The 16,222-nt window shown below is 54.4% G+C and carries 21 protein-coding genes; 8 read left to right on the forward strand and 13 right to left on the reverse strand.

What is annotated here, in order from left to right; genetic code table 11:
• Positions 1-16 precede the first annotated feature (16 nt).
• Entirely contained in the window at positions 17-679 is a 663-nt protein-coding gene (ytfE, locus tag N037_RS06870) for an iron-sulfur cluster repair protein YtfE (protein ID WP_032639868.1), read from the forward strand.
• Positions 680-765: 86 nt separating this feature from the next.
• Here ytfE and cycA read toward each other — a convergent pair whose 3' ends face one another.
• Both cycA and fklB read right to left on the reverse strand, forming a co-directional pair.
• Positions 766-2,175 carry a D-serine/D-alanine/glycine transporter gene (gene cycA / locus N037_RS06875; protein ID WP_023334269.1) on the reverse strand — a complete coding sequence of 470 codons (1,410 nt, stop codon included), beginning with the start codon at positions 2,173-2,175 and terminating at the stop codon, positions 766-768.
• Positions 2,176-2,486: 311 nt separating this feature from the next.
• Positions 2,487-3,107, reverse strand: a complete 621-nt coding sequence (gene fklB, locus N037_RS06880) for an FKBP-type peptidyl-prolyl cis-trans isomerase (RefSeq protein WP_008502892.1) — start codon at positions 3,105-3,107, stop codon at positions 2,487-2,489.
• A 233-nt stretch (positions 3,108-3,340) separates the two neighbouring features.
• Here fklB and N037_RS06885 point away from each other — a divergent pair, with 233 nt between their 5' ends.
• Entirely contained in the window at positions 3,341-3,985 is a 645-nt protein-coding gene (locus tag N037_RS06885; protein WP_032639870.1) for an OapA family protein, read from the forward strand.
• 68 nt (positions 3,986-4,053) lie between these two features.
• Here the strand turns inward: N037_RS06885 and rplI are convergent, their stop codons facing one another.
• Genes rplI through rpsF form a run of 4 tightly spaced genes read right to left on the reverse strand, consistent with a single transcriptional unit; the run spans position 4,054 to position 5,493 of the window.
• The gene (gene rplI / locus N037_RS06890; protein WP_023310148.1) at positions 4,054-4,503 is read right to left on the reverse strand and encodes a 50S ribosomal protein L9; all 450 of its coding nucleotides are present in this window, start codon (positions 4,501-4,503) and stop codon (positions 4,054-4,056) included.
• Between the two features lie 41 nt (positions 4,504-4,544).
• Positions 4,545-4,772 carry a 30S ribosomal protein S18 gene (gene rpsR / locus N037_RS06895; RefSeq protein WP_000135199.1) on the reverse strand — a complete coding sequence of 76 codons (228 nt, stop codon included), beginning with the start codon at positions 4,770-4,772 and terminating at the stop codon, positions 4,545-4,547.
• A gap of 4 nt (positions 4,773-4,776) precedes the next feature.
• The gene (gene priB / locus N037_RS06900) at positions 4,777-5,091 is read right to left on the reverse strand and encodes a primosomal replication protein N (RefSeq protein ID WP_008502895.1); all 315 of its coding nucleotides are present in this window, start codon (positions 5,089-5,091) and stop codon (positions 4,777-4,779) included.
• A 6-nt stretch (positions 5,092-5,097) separates the two neighbouring features.
• Positions 5,098-5,493, reverse strand: a complete 396-nt coding sequence (gene rpsF / locus N037_RS06905; protein WP_014068637.1) for a 30S ribosomal protein S6 — start codon at positions 5,491-5,493, stop codon at positions 5,098-5,100.
• A 341-nt stretch (positions 5,494-5,834) separates the two neighbouring features.
• On the opposite strand from rpsF, the gene yjfY reads away from it, so the two are divergent.
• Positions 5,835-6,110 carry a DUF1471 family protein YjfY gene (gene yjfY, locus N037_RS06910; protein WP_010427445.1) on the forward strand — a complete coding sequence of 92 codons (276 nt, stop codon included), beginning with the start codon at positions 5,835-5,837 and terminating at the stop codon, positions 6,108-6,110.
• 141 nt (positions 6,111-6,251) lie between these two features.
• On the opposite strand, the gene N037_RS06915 is transcribed toward yjfY, so the two are convergent.
• The 6 genes from N037_RS06915 to ulaA are packed head-to-tail and all read right to left on the reverse strand — an operon-like array spanning position 6,252 to position 10,659.
• Positions 6,252-6,938, reverse strand: coding sequence for an L-ribulose-5-phosphate 4-epimerase (locus N037_RS06915; protein WP_032639872.1), 687 nt, complete (start codon positions 6,936-6,938; stop codon positions 6,252-6,254).
• Positions 6,931-7,791 (reverse strand): L-ribulose-5-phosphate 3-epimerase, encoded by an 861-nt coding sequence (locus N037_RS06920; RefSeq protein ID WP_032639874.1) that lies wholly within the window; start codon positions 7,789-7,791, stop codon positions 6,931-6,933. The genes N037_RS06915 and N037_RS06920 overlap by 8 nt, the downstream gene beginning before the upstream one ends.
• Before the next feature lie 9 nt (positions 7,792-7,800).
• The gene (gene ulaD, locus N037_RS06925; protein ID WP_023334265.1) at positions 7,801-8,451 is read right to left on the reverse strand and encodes a 3-keto-L-gulonate-6-phosphate decarboxylase UlaD; all 651 of its coding nucleotides are present in this window, start codon (positions 8,449-8,451) and stop codon (positions 7,801-7,803) included.
• Between the two features lie 12 nt (positions 8,452-8,463).
• Positions 8,464-8,931, reverse strand: coding sequence for a PTS ascorbate transporter subunit IIA (ulaC, locus tag N037_RS06930; RefSeq protein WP_023334264.1), 468 nt, complete (start codon positions 8,929-8,931; stop codon positions 8,464-8,466).
• 9 nt (positions 8,932-8,940) lie between these two features.
• Positions 8,941-9,246 (reverse strand): PTS ascorbate transporter subunit IIB, encoded by a 306-nt coding sequence (gene ulaB / locus N037_RS06935; RefSeq protein ID WP_003856022.1) that lies wholly within the window; start codon positions 9,244-9,246, stop codon positions 8,941-8,943.
• 12 nt (positions 9,247-9,258) lie between these two features.
• A complete protein-coding gene (ulaA, locus tag N037_RS06940) occupies positions 9,259-10,659 on the reverse strand; it encodes a PTS ascorbate transporter subunit IIC (protein WP_023334263.1) in 1,401 nt (466 codons plus the stop codon).
• Between the two features lie 358 nt (positions 10,660-11,017).
• On the opposite strand from ulaA, the gene ulaG reads away from it, so the two are divergent.
• Positions 11,018-12,082 (forward strand): L-ascorbate 6-phosphate lactonase, encoded by a 1,065-nt coding sequence (ulaG, locus tag N037_RS06945; protein WP_010427455.1) that lies wholly within the window; start codon positions 11,018-11,020, stop codon positions 12,080-12,082.
• A 110-nt stretch (positions 12,083-12,192) separates the two neighbouring features.
• Positions 12,193-12,948, forward strand: a complete 756-nt coding sequence (ulaR, locus tag N037_RS06950; protein ID WP_032639876.1) for an HTH-type transcriptional regulator UlaR — start codon at positions 12,193-12,195, stop codon at positions 12,946-12,948.
• On the opposite strand, the gene yjfP is transcribed toward ulaR, so the two are convergent.
• Entirely contained in the window at positions 12,945-13,667 is a 723-nt protein-coding gene (yjfP, locus tag N037_RS06955) for an esterase (protein ID WP_023334261.1), read from the reverse strand. The two genes, ulaR and yjfP, sit on opposite strands and share 4 nt — an antisense overlap.
• A gap of 137 nt (positions 13,668-13,804) precedes the next feature.
• Between yjfP and bsmA the strand changes: the two genes are divergently transcribed.
• The 3 genes from bsmA to N037_RS06970 all read left to right on the forward strand — a co-directional run.
• The gene (gene bsmA, locus N037_RS06960) at positions 13,805-14,134 is read left to right on the forward strand and encodes a biofilm peroxide resistance protein BsmA (RefSeq protein WP_071787435.1); all 330 of its coding nucleotides are present in this window, start codon (positions 13,805-13,807) and stop codon (positions 14,132-14,134) included.
• A 136-nt stretch (positions 14,135-14,270) separates the two neighbouring features.
• On the forward strand, positions 14,271-14,558 hold the full coding sequence (gene yjfN, locus N037_RS06965) for a DUF1471 family protease activator YjfN (RefSeq protein WP_032639878.1): 288 nt from the start codon (positions 14,271-14,273) through the stop codon (positions 14,556-14,558).
• A 172-nt stretch (positions 14,559-14,730) separates the two neighbouring features.
• Positions 14,731-16,222, forward strand: a 1,492-nt coding sequence (locus tag N037_RS06970; RefSeq protein ID WP_032639880.1) for a methyl-accepting chemotaxis protein, incomplete at its 3' end; no start/stop codon positions are given.

Here is a 16,222-nt window from a genome sequence, read left to right on the forward strand (position 1 = left end):
TGACGAGGTAACTGCTATGGCCTTTCGCGACCAACCCCTTGGCGAGCTGGCGCTCTCCATTCCTCGCGCTTCAGCGCTGTTCCGTAAATACGATATGGATTACTGCTGCGGCGGTAAGCAAACCCTGGCGCGAGCGGCTTCCCGCATGGAGCTGGACGTTGAGGTGATTGAAGCAGAGCTGGCGGAGCTAGCCGAGCAGCCCGTCGACAAAGACTGGCGAACCGCCCCGCTCGCTGAAATCATCGACCATATCATCGTGCGATACCATGACCGTCACCGTGAACAGCTGCCGGAACTGATCCTGCAGGCGACCAAAGTCGAGCGCGTTCATGCCGATAAACCGTCCGTACCGCGCGGCCTGGCGAAGTACCTGACCCTGCTGCACGAAGAGCTTTCCAGCCACATGATGAAAGAAGAGCAGATCCTCTTCCCGATGATTAAACAGGGAATGGGAAGCCAGGCAATGGGGCCAATCAGCGTGATGGAAAGCGAGCACGATGACGCAGGTGAATTGCTGGAGGTGATCAAACACACCACCCACAACGTCACGCCGCCGCCAGAAGCGTGCACAACGTGGAAAGCGATGTACAATGGCATTAACGAGTTGATCGACGACCTGATGGAACACATCAGTCTTGAGAACAACGTTCTGTTCCCGCGGGCATTAGCTGATAAATAAAAAAGCCCGGTGGCGCTAGCGCTTACCGGGCCTACAACGTCCTCGAACGTAGGCCGGGTAAGCGTCAGCGCCACCCGGCAACATCCTTAACGCATGCCTGCCATACGTTTCTTACCGATAAACACCCAGCCCAGCCCCAGCGCGATAAACCACAGCGGCGTGACGATCAGCGCCTGACGGGTATCATCTTCCAGCGTCAGCAGAACCAGCACGAAGACGAAGAACGCCATGCACACCCAGCACATCAGCTTGCCCAGCGGCATCTTGTAGATCGATTTTTCATGCAGGTGTGGACGCTGCTTGCGGTACACCAGGTATGAACAGAGGATGATGGTCCAGACGAACATAAACAGGATCGCAGAGACCGTGGTAATCATGGTGAACGCGCCAATCACGCTTGGGTTCACGTAGAGCATCACCACACCGCCCAGCAGGCACATGCAGGAGAAGGTCAACCCTTTAGCCGGTACCGCGCGCTTCGACAGCTTGGCGAACGCGCTCGGCGCCACGCCTTCCTGCGCCAGACCAAACAGCATACGGCTGGTGGAGAATACGCCGCTGTTCGCGGAAGACGCCGCAGAGGTCAGCACCACGAAGTTAATCAGGCTCGCGGCAGCAGGCAGGCCTACCAGCACGAACAGTTCAACGAACGGGCTCTTGGTTGGCACCACGGAGCTCCACGGCGTCACGGACATAATAATGACCAGCGCGAAGACGTAGAACATGATGATACGAACCGGAATAGAGTTAATGGCGCGCGGGAGAGACTTCTCGGGATCTTTGGTCTCTGCAGCCGTGGTTCCCACCAGCTCAATGCCCACGAAAGCAAATACCGCAATCTGGAAGCCGGCAAAGAAGCCGCTGATGCCTTTCGGGAACCAGCCACCGTCATTCCACAGATGGGTAAACGAGGCCTGAACGCCCGTTGGCGACTGGAAGTGGGTGAGCACCATCACCAGACCCACGACGATAAGCCCGACAATCGCCACGATTTTGATCATCGCGAACCAGAACTCCATCTCACCGAACATTTTAACGGTGGCGAGGTTAAGGCTCAGCAGTAGAACAATGACCGCCAGCGAGGCGACCCAGTCCGACAGCCCCGGGAACCAGAACTGCGCGTAGGCGGTAATCGCCACGACGTCCGCCATACCGGTGACCACCCAGCAGAACCAGTAGGTCCAGCCGGTGAAATATCCCGCCCACGGCCCGAGCAGGTCAGAAGCGAAGTCGCTAAAGGATTTGTATTCGAGGTTCGAGAGCAGCAATTCACCCATTGCACGCATCACGAAGAAGAGCATAAAACCGATGATCATATAAACGAATATGATCGACGGCCCGGCAAGACTGATGGTTTTGCCTGACCCCATAAACAGCCCGGTACCGATGGCACCCCCAATCGCAATGAGCTGAATATGACGGTTTGTGAGATTGCGCCGTAGCGACTGTTCAGACGTCGCCTCTTCTGTAGCGGCGACTTTGACCTGATCTACCATGTAATTTTCCTGTTTATGCCTGTCTGTGTTGTTAAGGCTCTTCTGGCCTTTAAAAACGTCAAAAAAATGACGGTCCCTTTGTAAGGGTTTATCGATATTAGGTAAGAATCGGCGGGATGAATACTATGATTTAGATATTATGTTAATAATATGTTGAAAGTGAGTGTCATATCACTCATACAGCGCGAAACAGCTCACAAAAATACACGCAACAGTTTCGTTTGCAAGATAAAATATTGATTACGTCGTAACTATAGGTTTTAACACTTATTTCCTCTCCCCAACCGGGGAGAGGAAATAAGAAAAGTCGATTACAGAATTTCCAGCAGCTCGACTTCAAACACGAGGGTGCTGAATGGCGGGATGGACGCGCCAGCGCCGCGCTCGCCGTAAGCCAGGTTGTGCGGGATGGTCAACTCCCATTTAGAACCCACTGGCATCAGGGTCAGCGCTTCGATCCAGCCTGCGATAACGCCATTCACCGGGAATTCAGCCGGTTCGCCGCGCGCCACGGAGCTGTCGAAGACGGTGCCGTCGATCAGCTTACCGGTGTAGTGTACGCGAACGTGGTCGGTACGTGCCGGGATTGCGCCGTCGCCCTGATTGATCACGCGGAACTGCAGGCCGGATTCGGTGCTGTTCACGCCTTCACGCTCGCGGTTCTCTTCCAGATATTTCACACCTTCAGCGGCCATCTCTTCAAAGCGCGCGCGACGCACGGCGTCAGCACGCTCGTGGATTTCACGCAGCGCACGGTGCACGACGTCAACCGGAACGGCAGGCTGTTTGCCTTCCAGCGCGTCAGCGATACCCGCCACCAGCGCTTCTGGTAACAGACCTTCCAGGCCGGATTCGCTCAGCTGCTGTCCTACCTGCAAGCCGATACCGTAACTTGCCTGCGCTTCGATAGTGTCAAAAGTCGGGGTGGTCATGGGTTTTCCTTCCATCACATTTAAAGTAGCGGGCAGCATATCAGCCATGCCCTTATGGGTAAAACTTTGTCTGAAGTTAAGGTGACAAACCGCGACGAAACAGAAACAATAGAGATAACCAGGATTAATCCCGAACTGATGTCACGGATGTCGGGTTTACTACGCCGTTCAGGCAGTTAGCAAACTATACTTCGGGGCACAGGATAAAAAATACGCGGAGCAGGAGGAGTGCCATGCCCGGGCGATTTGAACTGAAACCTACCCTGGCGAAAATCTGGCAGGCGCCGGACAATTTTCGCATCATGGACCCGCTGCCTCCTCTGCATCGCAGAGGGATCATCATTGGCGCGCTGATGGTGATCTTGGGCTTCCTGTTACCTTCCGGGGGCGATGATGTCGATACCGCACCCGTCACCCGCAATGCCCAACTGGACATTCAGTCGCAGACGCGGCCGCAGCCTGACGCACAGCCGATGCAGACGCAGCTCGTCACCCCGTCTAACGATCCGGGTCAGGTCGCGCCGGTTGAGCCAGAGCCTATTCAGGATGAACAACCGCAGGATCAAGCCGCCGCCCCGTCTCAGCCTCAGGCGCAACAGCCCACCGGCATTGAGCAACAGTGGCGTTCCTATCGCGTAGAGCCGGGCAAAACCCTGGCACAACTCTTCCGGGACCACAACCTGCCGCCAACCGACGTATATGCCATGGCGCAGGTGGAAGGTGCGGGTAAACCGCTCAGTAACCTGCAGAATGGTCAGATGGTACAGATTCGCCAGAATGCCAGCGGGGTGGTGACAGGGTTAACGATTGATACGGGAAGTGGACAGCAGGTACTGTTTACCCGCCAGCCGGACGGCAGTTTTATCAGGGCGCGTTAAAAACCCGGTTCTCTAAAAAGCAAAACGCCGGCACAAGGCCGGCGTTTCAACGTGAGCAGAGTAAAAAATTACTCAGCTACAACGTTAACAACCAGTTTAGCGAACACTTCGCTGTGAACCTGGAAGTCAACTTCGTGCTCACCAGTGGTACGCAGAACGCCGTTCGGCAGACGAACTTCGCTCTTAGCCACTTTAACGCCTGCTGCAGAAACTGCATCAGCGATATCGCGGGTACCGATGGAACCGAACAGTTTACCTTCGTCGCCAGATTTAGACGCGATGGTAACGGTGCCCAGTGCGTTGATTGCTTCAGCGCGAGCGTTAGCAGCCGCCAGAACGTCAGCCAGTTTGGCTTCCAGTTCAGCGCGACGTGCTTCGAAAAACTCTACGTTTTTCTTGGTAGCTGGAACAGCTTTACCCTGTGGAACCAGGAAGTTACGTGCGTAACCCGCTTTAACGTTAACCTGATCACCCAGGCTGCCCAGGTTTGCTACTTTATCAAGCAGAATAACTTGCATTACCTTATCCTCTTAAAGTCGTATTAATGGACCGTGCCCGATTACTGATGACGATCAGTGTACGGCAGCAGGGACAGGTAGCGAGCGCGTTTGATAGCGCGAGCCAGCTGACGCTGGTATTTTGCACGAGTACCGGTGATACGGCTTGGGACAATCTTACCGCTTTCGGTGATGTAGTTTTTCAGCGTTGCGATATCTTTATAGTCGATCTCTTGAACGCCTTCCGCGGTGAAACGGCAGAACTTGCGACGACGGAAATAACGTGCCATATGGCTAGTCTCCAGAATCTATCAAATCAATCTGCTCGGCATGCAGAACCATTTTGCTCAGGCCGTTCTTTGCCTTGTGGCAAGAGATGAACCCCTGAACGATTACTGCACTACCGACCGTTAAACTGTGAGTAATGGCCTGGTTTTCGTGTCCGCTAATAATAACGGGCATTTGGCACCACGCCTGCCGGTGAAACCCGGCTTCCTCTTGCACAGAACGATGCTCAAGCACGAACTGGCAATGCGGAATTCCTGATGGACTGACCTTTCGAAGGGGAGCCCTGCATACGATGCCGGACAACGCCAGACGGTTGGTCATCAGAAATTACTCTTCAGAATCCCCAGCATCAGAATCATCTGCGGTTTCGTTTGCGAAATCATCGCGACGCTCACGGCGCTCGTCTTTCGCTTTAACCATCGGAGATGCTTCGGTAACTGCGTTTTTGGTACGCATAACCATGCTGCGGATAACGGCATCGTTGAAGCGGAAGGTAGTTTCCAGCTCATCGATCACTTCCTGCGGCGCTTCAACGTTCATCAGAACGTAGTGTGCTTTGTGCAGTTTGTTGATCGGGTAAGCCAGCTGACGGCGGCCCCAGTCTTCCAGACGGTGGATCGTACCTTCTGCACCAGTGATGGCAGCAGAGTAACGCTCGATCATACCCGGAACCTGTTCGCTCTGGTCAGGATGGACCATAAAAACGATTTCGTAATGACGCATCGAATTGCTCCTTACGGATTATTCAGCCTCCTGTCTGGGTCAGCCGAGGCCCGGGGAGGCAAGGAACGTGTTAAAGGTCGGCTGAAAAATTGACGCGTCATAATACTTGCGCGCCCCTGGAAACTCAAGCTGATTGCACAAATAATTCGCACAAAGCGCGAAGCGGGTCTAAGTGGGTGATTTAAAATTGGTCACACCCGGAAGCGCTGTTTTTTTGAACAACTGCATCAGAAATGGTCACGCATCCCCGCAGGATGAGTGATTACACTTTAATCAGAGATCACCTGAATTAAAGAAGGAGTATCCCCCCTCTCGCAGCACGTAGTCGTGGAGCGCATATCATGAAAAAAATCGCATTAGCCATAATGGCGGCGCTTTTGCTTAGTGCAAACGCGATGGCAGCCATCAAGATAGACAGCCGACAGGCCAGAAACATGGATGATGTGCAAAGCTTGGGCGTAATTTACATCAATCATAATTTCGCCACGGAAAGTGAAGCAGATCAGGCATTAAACGAAGAAACCGATGCGCAGGGCGCAACCTATTATCACGTGATGTTAACCCGTGAGCCCGGCAGCAACGGCAATATGCACGCCAGTGCAGATATTTACCGATAACGCTTTAACGCTAGCACCAGGAAAGCCAACAACGAGAACATAGCCATAGTTGACGTTGCCCCCTGCCCGGGGGCTTTTTTTTGTGAATGGCTCCGGAATACCACCGGTTACAACTGTTTTTCGGTATTCCAGAGCACTTATTCACTTCTGCCCGTAGTAGGCATTCGGGCCGTGCTTGCGCATGAAATGCTTGTTCATCAGGTAGTCATCAATGCCCTGAAGCTGTGGGTTGATGCCGCGGGCAATCCACGCCATACGTGCCACTTCCTCCATGACGACCGCATTATGGACGGCGTCGTGGGCATCTTTTCCCCAGGCGAACGGGCCGTGCTGATAGACCACAATACCCGGCGTATGCAGCGGTTCGCTTTCACCCAACGTTTCGATGATGACATTACCGGTGTTGAGCTCGTATTCGCCTTCCACTTCAGCCTGCGTTAATGCGCGCGTGCAGGGAATGTCGCCAAAGAAGTAGTCCGCGTGGGTCGTGCCCAGCGCCGGGATGGGCAGCCCCGCCTGTGCCCAGGCCGTCGCGTGCGTGGAGTGGGTATGCACCACGCCGCCAAGGGACGGATAACGCCGGTACAGCGCCAGATGGGTAGCGGTATCTGAAGAGGGACGCCATTTTCCCTCCACGACGTTTCCGTCGAGATCCACGACAACCATATCGTCTGCTTTCATGGTGTCATACGCCACGCCGCTCGGCTTAATCACGATCAGCCCCTGCTCGCGGTCGATTGCGCTCACATTGCCCCAGGTGAACGTGACCAGACCATAGCGCGGCAGATCCATGTTGGCTTCAAAGACCTGCTGTTTAAGCTTAAGCATGTTCAGCCTCCAGCAACCCTGCACGCGCCATACGTTCGCGCACCCAGTCCCGTGCCTTCGCCACTTCCGCAGCCGGGTCGTCCGACGTCTCGCTCCACATCTCAATCAGGTACGGCCCGCAATAGCCTGTCTGCCTGAGCGTTTCGAAGCACCGTTCGAAATCCACCACCCCGGTGCCGAACGGTACGTTTTTAAACACGCCAGGTCGGGTATCTTTGACGTGCACCGCCACGATATGCCCGACGCCCGCCTGCAGCTCCATCTGCACGTCGTTATCCCATGCAGACAGGTTGCCGATATCGGGATAAAGCTGGAACCACGGGTTATTCAGGTAGTGCGCGTAGCCCAGCGCCTTGCTGATGGAGTTCATCAACGGGTAGTCCATGATCTCCATCGCCAGCGTGACCTGCGCGCGGCTTGCCATCTCAACGCTCTCCTTCAGGCCGTCACGGAAACGACGGCGCGTTTCATCGTTGGCTTCCTGATAGTAAACGTCATAACCCGCCAGCTGGATCACGCGGATACCGACATCCTGCGCAAAGCGAATGGCTTTACGCATGATCGCCAGCCCCTGCGCGCGCACGGCATCGTCTTCGCTGCCGAGCGGAAAACGACGGTGGGCGCTCAGGCACATGGACGGCACGCGCACGCCCGTTTCAGCGACGGCGCTCACCAGCGCCAGCCGCTGTTCGCGGTTCCAGTCGAGGCGAGAGAGACGATCGTCCGTCTCATCCACGGACATTTCGACAAAATCGAAACCCAGCTGTTTTGCCAGCTGTAACCGCTCCAGCCAGCACTCCCCCGCAGGGAGTGCCTTTTCATAGATGCCAAGCGGGACCTGTTTTGACAACATACCCGCTCCTTAGCCCCAAAGCTGAGCGATTGAGCGTTTGAACTGACGCGCCGCTTCCACCGGAGACGCCGCATCACGAATGCTACGACCGGCAATAAAGACGTGAATCGGGATCCCCTGGAACAGCGGCAGATCTTCCAGCGCCAGGCCGCCGGTGACGGTGACTTTGAAGCCCATATCCGCCAGACGTTTGATAGCACTGATATCCGCTTCGCCCCACGCCACCCCTGCGGCCTGCGCATCGCGGCTACGGTGGTAAACCACCTGCTGAATGCCCGCGTCACGCCACTCCTGGGCCTGCTCCCAGGTCCAGAAGCCGGTCAGCTCAATCTGCACGTCGCCGTTAAACTCTTTTGCCACGTCCAGCGCGCCTTTGGCGGTGTTGATATCCGCACAGCAGATCACGGTGACCCAGTCAGCATTCGCTTCGAAGCACATGCGGGAAAGGATTTTGCCTGCATCGGCGATCTTGGCATCCGCCAGCACGATTTTATGCGGATAGAGCGCCTTCAGGTCGCGAACGGCACGGACGCCTTCGCCCACGCACAGAATGGTGCCCACTTCGATGATGTCGACTTCTTCCGCAATCAGGCGGGTGGTTTCGTAAGCGTGGGACAGAGTTTGGTTATCCAGCGCAACCTGCAACATTGGTAATGACATGTTCAATTCCTCTTAGACTGCCGCCGCATTGGCGTTATCAATTAAATCCAGCACTTCCTGCTCGGTACGGCAGGCGCGTAAACGGTCGAAATTGGCTTCGTCATCAAACAGATTGACGATCTGCATGATGCCCACCTCCTGGTGGGTGTTGGCATCCACGGCGGCCATGGTGATCAGGATATCGACCGGGTCGTTATCTTCATGGTTGAATACCAGCGGCGTTTTCAGCGTCACCAGCGCGAAGCCGGTTTTCTTCACGCCCTCTTCAGGACGCCCGTGCGGCATTGCCAGCCCAGGCGCTATCACAAAGTAAGGGCCGTGCTGCGCGACGCCATCAAGAATGGCCTGGTAGTATCGCGGCTCGACAACGTCAGCCTTAACCAGCAGATCCACGCTCAGCTTCACCGCTTCCTGCCAGGTGCTGGCCTCAGCCTGTAAAAGGATGGAGTTATTCTCTGCCAGCGAATCACGTAGTTTCATATGGCGTCCTTACTTCACGTCTTGTGGGAAGTGTTCTTTAATCACTTCCAGCAGTTTTGGTCCGAAATCCGCAGGCGACAGCATGTTGCGCACGCCCACCACATATTTATTGCCAGACACGCTAATTTCGCCGGCGATATGGGTAGAGGCGATGATGATGTCCGCGCCGTTCAGTTCACTTTTGTATTCACCCACTGCGCAGCTGTTCACCGTGTGGTCGATGTTTGACTGGGTTAAAAACTGGTCCACTTTCATCTTCATGATCATGGAGCTGCCTTGCCCATTGCCACACACAGCCAGGATACGTACGGTCATAATCGAAACTCCTTAATGAGCAGACACTTCTGCTGTTTGTTTTTCCGCATCTTCTTCAGCCCGCAGCGAACGGCCAGCGAAGAACATATAAGTAAGAGCAATCAGGATGATGACGGCCATAAAGACCAGCCCGACGGAGGCAAAGCCCTGCATCATCGGCGGTGCCAGAATTGACCAGTCCGCCATGCCCATCCAGGCACTCATACCGGTGAGCTTGACCGCCCACACGCACCCGAAGATTTCAACCATGCCCATCACCAGGCAGATCTTGAGCGCTGCGCGCCAGCCGCCAAAGTGGTTAGCAAACACGCCGATGGTGGCGTTGGAGAAGAACATCGGAATAAAGCCAGGAATAATCAGGATTGAAGAGCCGCAGCCGACCAGGATGCCCACCGCAATCAGCTGGCCGATGGTGCCCCACATAAAGCCCCAGACCACCGCGTTTGGCGCGAAGCTGTAGATAGCGGCACAGTCAATCGCCAGCACCGCTCCGGGGATCAGGCGCTGTGAGATACCGTTGAAGGCTTCCGACAGTTCGGCGACGAACATGCGCACGCCTTGAGTGATGATGAAAATAGCCACCGCGAAGGAGAAGCCGGTCTGCAGGATATAAACCGTCCAGTGGGTTTTACCCGCCATAGCCTGAACAACATCAATGCCGAAGGAGAGCAGAATGGCGCCGAAGAAGATGGTCATCACAATGGCGGTGGAGACGATATTGTCATGGAAGATATTCAGCCAGCCCGGCAGCTTAAGGTCTTCAACGCTCTCTTCTTTTTTGCCCAGGTACGGCGCAACTTTATAGGCAATCCATGAGGCGAACTGCTGCTGGTGACCGATGGAAAAGCCACAGCCGTCAGTCACTTCCTGGGTTGGCTTGTACATCATGTTGGAGGTGATACCCCAGTAGAGCGAAACCAACACCGCGGTGCAGATAATCGTGGTCCACATTGGGTAGCCGAAGATATAGAGAGAAACCGCGATCAGCCCCGCCTGCTGGAACATGATGTGCCCGGTAAGCATGATGGTGCGAATGCCGGTAATACGGCGCAGAAGAACGTAAATGATGTTCAGCGCCAAGGCGAGCAGAACCGCATAACCCACCCAGCTATAGGCATCACCCATGCGGTCGATGGTCGCCATCATTGAGGCGTAGGTGTCAGAGATGGCACCGTTGATGCCATACACCTCAGACATTTTGGCGACGACCGGCTTGAAGGTGCTGGTCAGAATGCCTGACCCCGCCTGCAACAGCATGAAACCGATAATGGTTTTGATGGTGCCTTTGATAATCACGCTGACGCTTTTGCGCAGCAGGATATAGCCCAGGCACGTCACGATACCCAGCAGCAGCGGGGCGTTGGTCATTACCTGATTAAAGAACACGGTAAAGACGTTGTAGAGGATCTCCATAACTCTCTCCAAAAATGAGAACACGAGGGGCAATCCCTGTGTGGTTGGTGCCATCACTCTATTAATCACAAATAATCACCACAAGATTGAATCTGATTATTTGTGACGTATCACGCAAATTATTTCCACGGTGTTAGTAATGATTTTCAGTACCGTACACAGAAAATGAATTAATCTTTATAATTCATGTAATTAATATTTATTGCGGGATAGTCTAACAAGGAAGAAGCGCAGAGTCCGTGAAGTCGAGCAGATAAAATTCCTCATTTTTGCCATTGCAAAGCGCATCAAATGGTGACAGCATTAATCATAACGAATCACATAGTGATTACTTTTGATTAAACCAGGAGTCAAAACGATGAGTAAAGTGAACACCATCACCCGTGAGTCATGGATTCTGAGCACCTTCCCGGAGTGGGGCAGCTGGCTGAATGAAGAGATTGAGCAGGAACAGGTTGCTCCTGGCACGTTTGCAATGTGGTGGCTGGGCTGTACCGGCATCTGGCTGAAATCAGAGGGTGGCGCCAATATCTGCGTCGATTTCTGGTGCGGCACCGGCAAGCAGAGCCACGGCAACCCCCTGATGAAAAAAGGCCATCAGATGCAGCGCATGGCGGGCGTAGAAAAACTGCAGCCGAACCTGCGTACCACACCGTTTGTGCTTGATCCGTTTGCCATTCGCCAGATCGACGCCGTCCTTTCTACTCACGATCACAACGATCATATCGACGTGAACGTGGCGGCAGCGGTGATGCAAAACTGCGCGGACGACGTGCCGTTTATCGGGCCACAGACCTGCGTGGATCTCTGGATTGGCTGGGGCGTGCCGAAAGAGCGCTGCATCGTGATGAAGCCTGGCGACGTGGTGAAAATCAAAGATATTGAAATCCATGCGCTGGATGCCTTTGACCGTACCGCATTGATTACCCTGCCAGCCGACCAGAAAGCCGCTGGCGTTCTGCCGGACGGTATGGATGAGCGTGCGGTCAACTACCTGTTTAAAACCCCTGGCGGTTCCCTGTACCACAGCGGCGACTCTCACTACTCCAACTATTACGCGAAGCACGGTAACGAGCACCAGATCGACGTGGCGCTGGGCTCCTACGGTGAGAACCCGCGCGGCATTACCGACAAAATGACCAGCGCCGATATGCTGCGCATGGCGGAAGCGCTGAATACCAAAGTGGTTATCCCGTTCCACCACGATATCTGGTCAAACTTCCAGGCCGATCCGCAGGAAATCCGCGTGCTGTGGGAAATGAAAAAAGACCGCCTGAAGTATGGCTTCAAGCCGTTCATCTGGCAGGTCGGCGGCAAGTTCACCTGGCCACTGGACAAAGATAATCTGGAATATCACTATCCACGTGGTTTCGATGATTGCTTCACCATTGAGCCAGACCTGCCGTTCAAGTCCTTCCTCTGATTGTGCAGCCAAATCGCCAGACGTGATGTCTGGCGATGCCATATTTCTTTTAGTAATTTCACGCTATTTCAAATATCATCTTTTCAAATCAATTCTTATCGGAATAGCTCATGACGGAAGCGCAACGGCATCAAATTCTCCTGGAACTCCTGGCGCAAACAGGGTTTATCACCGTCGAGAAAGTGATCGAACGTTTAGGGATCTCCCCGGCAACGGCACGGCGAGACATTAACAAGCTGGATGAAAGCGGCAAGCTGAAAAAGGTCCGCAACGGTGCGGAAGCCATCAGCCAGCAGCGCCCCCGCTGGACGCCGATGAATATTCATCAGGCGCAGAATCATGATGAAAAAGTACGGATCGCCAGAGCCGCGTCGCAGCTGGTGAATCCCGGCGAGAGCGTGGTCATCAACTGCGGCTCCACGGCGTTTCTGCTGGGTCGTGAAATGTGCGGCAAGCCGGTGCAGATCATCACCAACTACTTACCGCTCGCCAACTATCTCATCGATCAGGAGCATGAGAGCGTGGTGATCATGGGCGGCCAGTACAACAAAAGCCAGTCCATCACCCTTAGCCCTCAGGACAGCGAGAATAGTCTCTATGCCGGACACTGGATGTTTACCAGCGGCAAAGGCCTGACGGCGGATGGCCTGTATAAGACCGATATGCTAACCGCGATGGCGGAGCAGAACATGCTTAACGTTGTGGGCAAGCTCGTTGTGCTGGTCGACAGCACCAAAGTGGGCGAGCGCGCAGGGATGTTATTCAGCCGTGCCGAACAGATCGACATGGTGATCACTGGCAAAGGCGCCAACCCTGAGATCCTCCAGAAGCTGGAAGATCTGGGGGTGAAAGTCCTGCGCGTCTAAAGATGCTGGCGGAAAAAGGCCACCGTGGCGTCCAGCGCCGTTGGCGTGATGCGGTGGCGGACGCCCGATTCCCACAAACAGGTCAGATTATCGTCCAGTCCTTCATTTATTAACGCCTGCTGCAGACGGAAGGTTCCCTCGGGCGGAACCACATCATCCGCGTCACCGTGCCACAGCAGCAGTGGGCGATCGGCCACGCGTGGCAATGCCCGGGTCACTTCCCACTCTGCCAGCATCGCGGTCATTTCCGTTAAATCCTGCGGGGGAAAAAGCGTCTTCGCCAGCGACGTAAAGTAGCCCGAGCCCATCAGACAGGCGACAGACGTCACTTCAGGGTGATGCGTCATAATCCCCAGCGCCGTCATACCCCCCATCGACGCCCCGGCTACCGCCAGACGATTGTCGGCCACCAGCCCAGCCTCATAAAGCGCATCGCGCAGCCCGGCAAACTCGGTCAGGCTACCGTGCAGAATCTGCCAGAACTGCCCCAGCCGCGCCTGTTCGTTACCCATAAAGCGTGCGCCGTGGTCTGGTGCATCTGGCATTACCACGCGAAAACCCGCCTGTGCCAGCGCTACCGCAAAATAACTGTAAACCAGCTTCGATGAGGTAAACCCGTGATAAAAAACCACAACAGGCAGCGGTTTATCACGTTTACCCGCTGGCATCGCGTGTAAAATTTCATGGTCGCCGAGGTGGCGTATTTCAATTTCAATCATTGTCGACCCTGTGCGAATGTATGATTCATAATGTTGAGAACTGGGTTACGCTTTCACGTCATTTTCATTCGAAATATACGTCCCAGATAACACTTCGGGAACATTCCCCCAAAACTAAATTCACAGACAACTACACTATGGCTATCAGGAAACGAGATATGGTTATGCGCAGGTTTGCTGCTTTATTGCTGGTGTTTCTGCTGAGTGGCTGTAGCGCGCTGCAGGGTACGCCGCAACCCGCTCCACCGGTCGCCGATCATCCACAGGAGATTCGTCGTAATCAGACGGAAGGATTACAACGAATGGGCACCGTCTCCGCGCTGGTTCGCGGCTCTCCGGATGACGCAGAATCAGCAATAAAAGCACAAGCCGTCGCCGCCAAAGCAGATTATTACGTCATCATTATGATCGACGAAACCATCATAACGGGACAGTGGTATTCACAGGCCATTTTGTACCGGAAATAATGGTTTTCCTTTGAACGAGATTTACACTGCTTTGCGTCCATAGACATTTTCCTGTCCACAATAAACTCCATGCCCGCGTCAATGGAAGGGAGTTTATTTGCGAAGGATTGCCCGGCGGATACCGGATATATGTGAAATGGAGCTGACGATGAAACGAACTCTTGCTTTGACCTCACTGTTGCTCTCAGCAGGCCTGGTGAGCACCACCGCGCAGTCAGCAGAATTCGCCAGTGCTGACTGCGTGACTGGCCTGAATGAAATTGGCCAGATCTCCGTGAATAATATCTCGGGAAGCCCGCAGGACGTTGAACGTGTCGTGGCATTAAAGGCCGATGAGCAGGGTGCTTCATGGTATCGCATCATCCAGATGCAGGAAGATAACCATATCGATCGCTGGCGGGTACAGGCCATTCTCTACGTGTAATCTCCCTCCTGATAAAAGCCACTTATTTTTAGTGGCTTTTCATTTTTGCAAATTTTTTATCTTATACAAAACCAATTAAGAACAATAAAATAACATTTTGTTACATTAATTCAGTAAACGTAATCCCCGCTCTGCCGTTGAAGAACCATACCTTTTCAATGATGAGCAATTTATGATCAACGTTTTTCGCCGTGCAGGCCTGGGTACGAAGCTGTCACTGCTTACGGGCGTCAGTGTCGCCACGCTGTTTCTGCTTTTTACTTTTCTGCTCAGCCAAAAAGCCAGCCAGCAGCTTGAAGCCCTTGCGGTAGAAGATCTGCATAATCAGTCCACCGGCATGGTCGACATGGTGCAGATGTTTAACACCAGCCTGAGTGAAGAGGTTGAGAGCTATACCCGTCTGTTCACCACCTTTTTACCGCAGCCCCTGAACATTGATACTTCCCAAACCCAGACGATTAACAGGCTTAGCGTTCCGCTTCTGAAAGGCGGAGAAACCGGGCTGCATGAAAACAACACCCTATCAGACGAGTTCCTGAACCGTACGGGAGCCATTTCGACGCTGTTTGTACGCAGCGGTAACGATTTTGTTCGCGTAGCCACGTCGCTGCGCAAAGAGAACGGCGATCGGGCAATGGGTACCGTTCTGGATAACGCCAGCCCGGCCTTTGCCGCCGTCAGCAAAGGTGAAGTCTACCGCGGCCTGGCACTGCTGTTTGGCAAACGCTACATCACTCAGTACCAGCCCGTTAAAAACGCCGAAGGACAGGTGATTGCGATCGTCTTTGTCGGGGTGGACATCACCCACTCCTGGAACGTCATGCGTGAGAAAATCCTCAACCGCCGGTTGGGCGAGAGCGGTCACTTCTTTGTGCTGGATCGCAGCAACGGTAAAACGCGCGGGCAATACCTGTTCCATAACAGCGAAGAGGGAAAACTGCCGAAGTGGGACGGCACAACACAACAACAGCTTCTGAGTGACAAACCCGGCACGCTGGAGCGCGTAAGCGACGATGGTCGCACGCTGAAAATGGCCTATACCCCGCTGCCGGGCTGGAACTGGACTATCGTGGGCGAAGTGGATAAATCGGTGCTGCTCTCAAGCGTCACCGCCATGCGCGATCGTTTCCTGCTGGCTGGAGTGGTCTTATCCATCCTGTTTGCTGGCCTGTTCGTGGTCCTGATTCGCCGCGTGCTGACCCGACCGCTGCGCAATGTGATCCATCTTGCCCGGCAATATGCCGCAGGGGATCTCCGTTCCAGCCTGCCGGTGACGCGCCAGGACGAAGTGGGTCAGCTGATCGATGCTATCAACGGCATCGGCGGCGGCCTGCAAAAAATTGTGCTGCAGGTCCGTGAGGCTGCAGGCGAGATCCATTCAGGCACCAACGCGCTGGCCGCCGACACTGGCGAGATTTCAGAGCAGATCAACAAGCAGGCCAGCAGCGTGGAAGAGACGTCCGCCAGCATGGAGCAGCTGGCCGCCACCGTGCAGCAAAATGCCGCTAACATGGAGCAAACCCAGCAGCTGGTAGGTGAAACCTCGCTCGCGGTTCATCAGGGCGGTGAGACGGTCACCCACGCTGTGTCGACTATGGACGACATTCGCGAAGCGTCAAAACGCATCGAAGACATCACCCGCGTGATCGAGTCCATTGCTTTCC

This window comes from Enterobacter sp. EGD-HP1 (genome assembly GCF_000733275.2).
Lineage (GTDB): Bacteria > Pseudomonadota > Gammaproteobacteria > Enterobacterales > Enterobacteriaceae > Enterobacter.

What these genes read in the sequence shown, in the direction of transcription:
- ytfE (WP_032639868.1), top strand. Translation starts at nt 17, where the DNA reads ATGGCCTTTCGCGACCAACCCCTTGGCGAGCTGGCGCTCTCCATTCCT.
- cycA (WP_023334269.1), bottom strand. Translation starts at nt 2,175, where the DNA reads ATGGTAGATCAGGTCAAAGTCGCCGCTACAGAAGAGGCGACGTCTGAA.
- fklB (WP_008502892.1), bottom strand. Translation starts at nt 3,107, where the DNA reads ATGACCACCCCGACTTTTGACACTATCGAAGCGCAGGCAAGTTACGGT.
- N037_RS06885 (WP_032639870.1), top strand. Translation starts at nt 3,341, where the DNA reads ATGCCCGGGCGATTTGAACTGAAACCTACCCTGGCGAAAATCTGGCAG.
- rplI (WP_023310148.1), bottom strand. Translation starts at nt 4,503, where the DNA reads ATGCAAGTTATTCTGCTTGATAAAGTAGCAAACCTGGGCAGCCTGGGT.
- rpsR (WP_000135199.1), bottom strand. Translation starts at nt 4,772, where the DNA reads ATGGCACGTTATTTCCGTCGTCGCAAGTTCTGCCGTTTCACCGCGGAA.
- priB (WP_008502895.1), bottom strand. Translation starts at nt 5,091, where the DNA reads ATGACCAACCGTCTGGCGTTGTCCGGCATCGTATGCAGGGCTCCCCTT.
- rpsF (WP_014068637.1), bottom strand. Translation starts at nt 5,493, where the DNA reads ATGCGTCATTACGAAATCGTTTTTATGGTCCATCCTGACCAGAGCGAA.
- yjfY (WP_010427445.1), top strand. Translation starts at nt 5,835, where the DNA reads ATGAAAAAAATCGCATTAGCCATAATGGCGGCGCTTTTGCTTAGTGCA.
- N037_RS06915 (WP_032639872.1), bottom strand. Translation starts at nt 6,938, where the DNA reads ATGCTTAAGCTTAAACAGCAGGTCTTTGAAGCCAACATGGATCTGCCG.
- N037_RS06920 (WP_032639874.1), bottom strand. Translation starts at nt 7,791, where the DNA reads ATGTTGTCAAAACAGGTCCCGCTTGGCATCTATGAAAAGGCACTCCCT.
- ulaD (WP_023334265.1), bottom strand. Translation starts at nt 8,451, where the DNA reads ATGTCATTACCAATGTTGCAGGTTGCGCTGGATAACCAAACTCTGTCC.
- ulaC (WP_023334264.1), bottom strand. Translation starts at nt 8,931, where the DNA reads ATGAAACTACGTGATTCGCTGGCAGAGAATAACTCCATCCTTTTACAG.
- ulaB (WP_003856022.1), bottom strand. Translation starts at nt 9,246, where the DNA reads ATGACCGTACGTATCCTGGCTGTGTGTGGCAATGGGCAAGGCAGCTCC.
- ulaA (WP_023334263.1), bottom strand. Translation starts at nt 10,659, where the DNA reads ATGGAGATCCTCTACAACGTCTTTACCGTGTTCTTTAATCAGGTAATG.
- ulaG (WP_010427455.1), top strand. Translation starts at nt 11,018, where the DNA reads ATGAGTAAAGTGAACACCATCACCCGTGAGTCATGGATTCTGAGCACC.
- ulaR (WP_032639876.1), top strand. Translation starts at nt 12,193, where the DNA reads ATGACGGAAGCGCAACGGCATCAAATTCTCCTGGAACTCCTGGCGCAA.
- yjfP (WP_023334261.1), bottom strand. Translation starts at nt 13,667, where the DNA reads ATGATTGAAATTGAAATACGCCACCTCGGCGACCATGAAATTTTACAC.
- bsmA (WP_071787435.1), top strand. Translation starts at nt 13,805, where the DNA reads ATGGCTATCAGGAAACGAGATATGGTTATGCGCAGGTTTGCTGCTTTA.
- yjfN (WP_032639878.1), top strand. Translation starts at nt 14,271, where the DNA reads ATGGAGCTGACGATGAAACGAACTCTTGCTTTGACCTCACTGTTGCTC.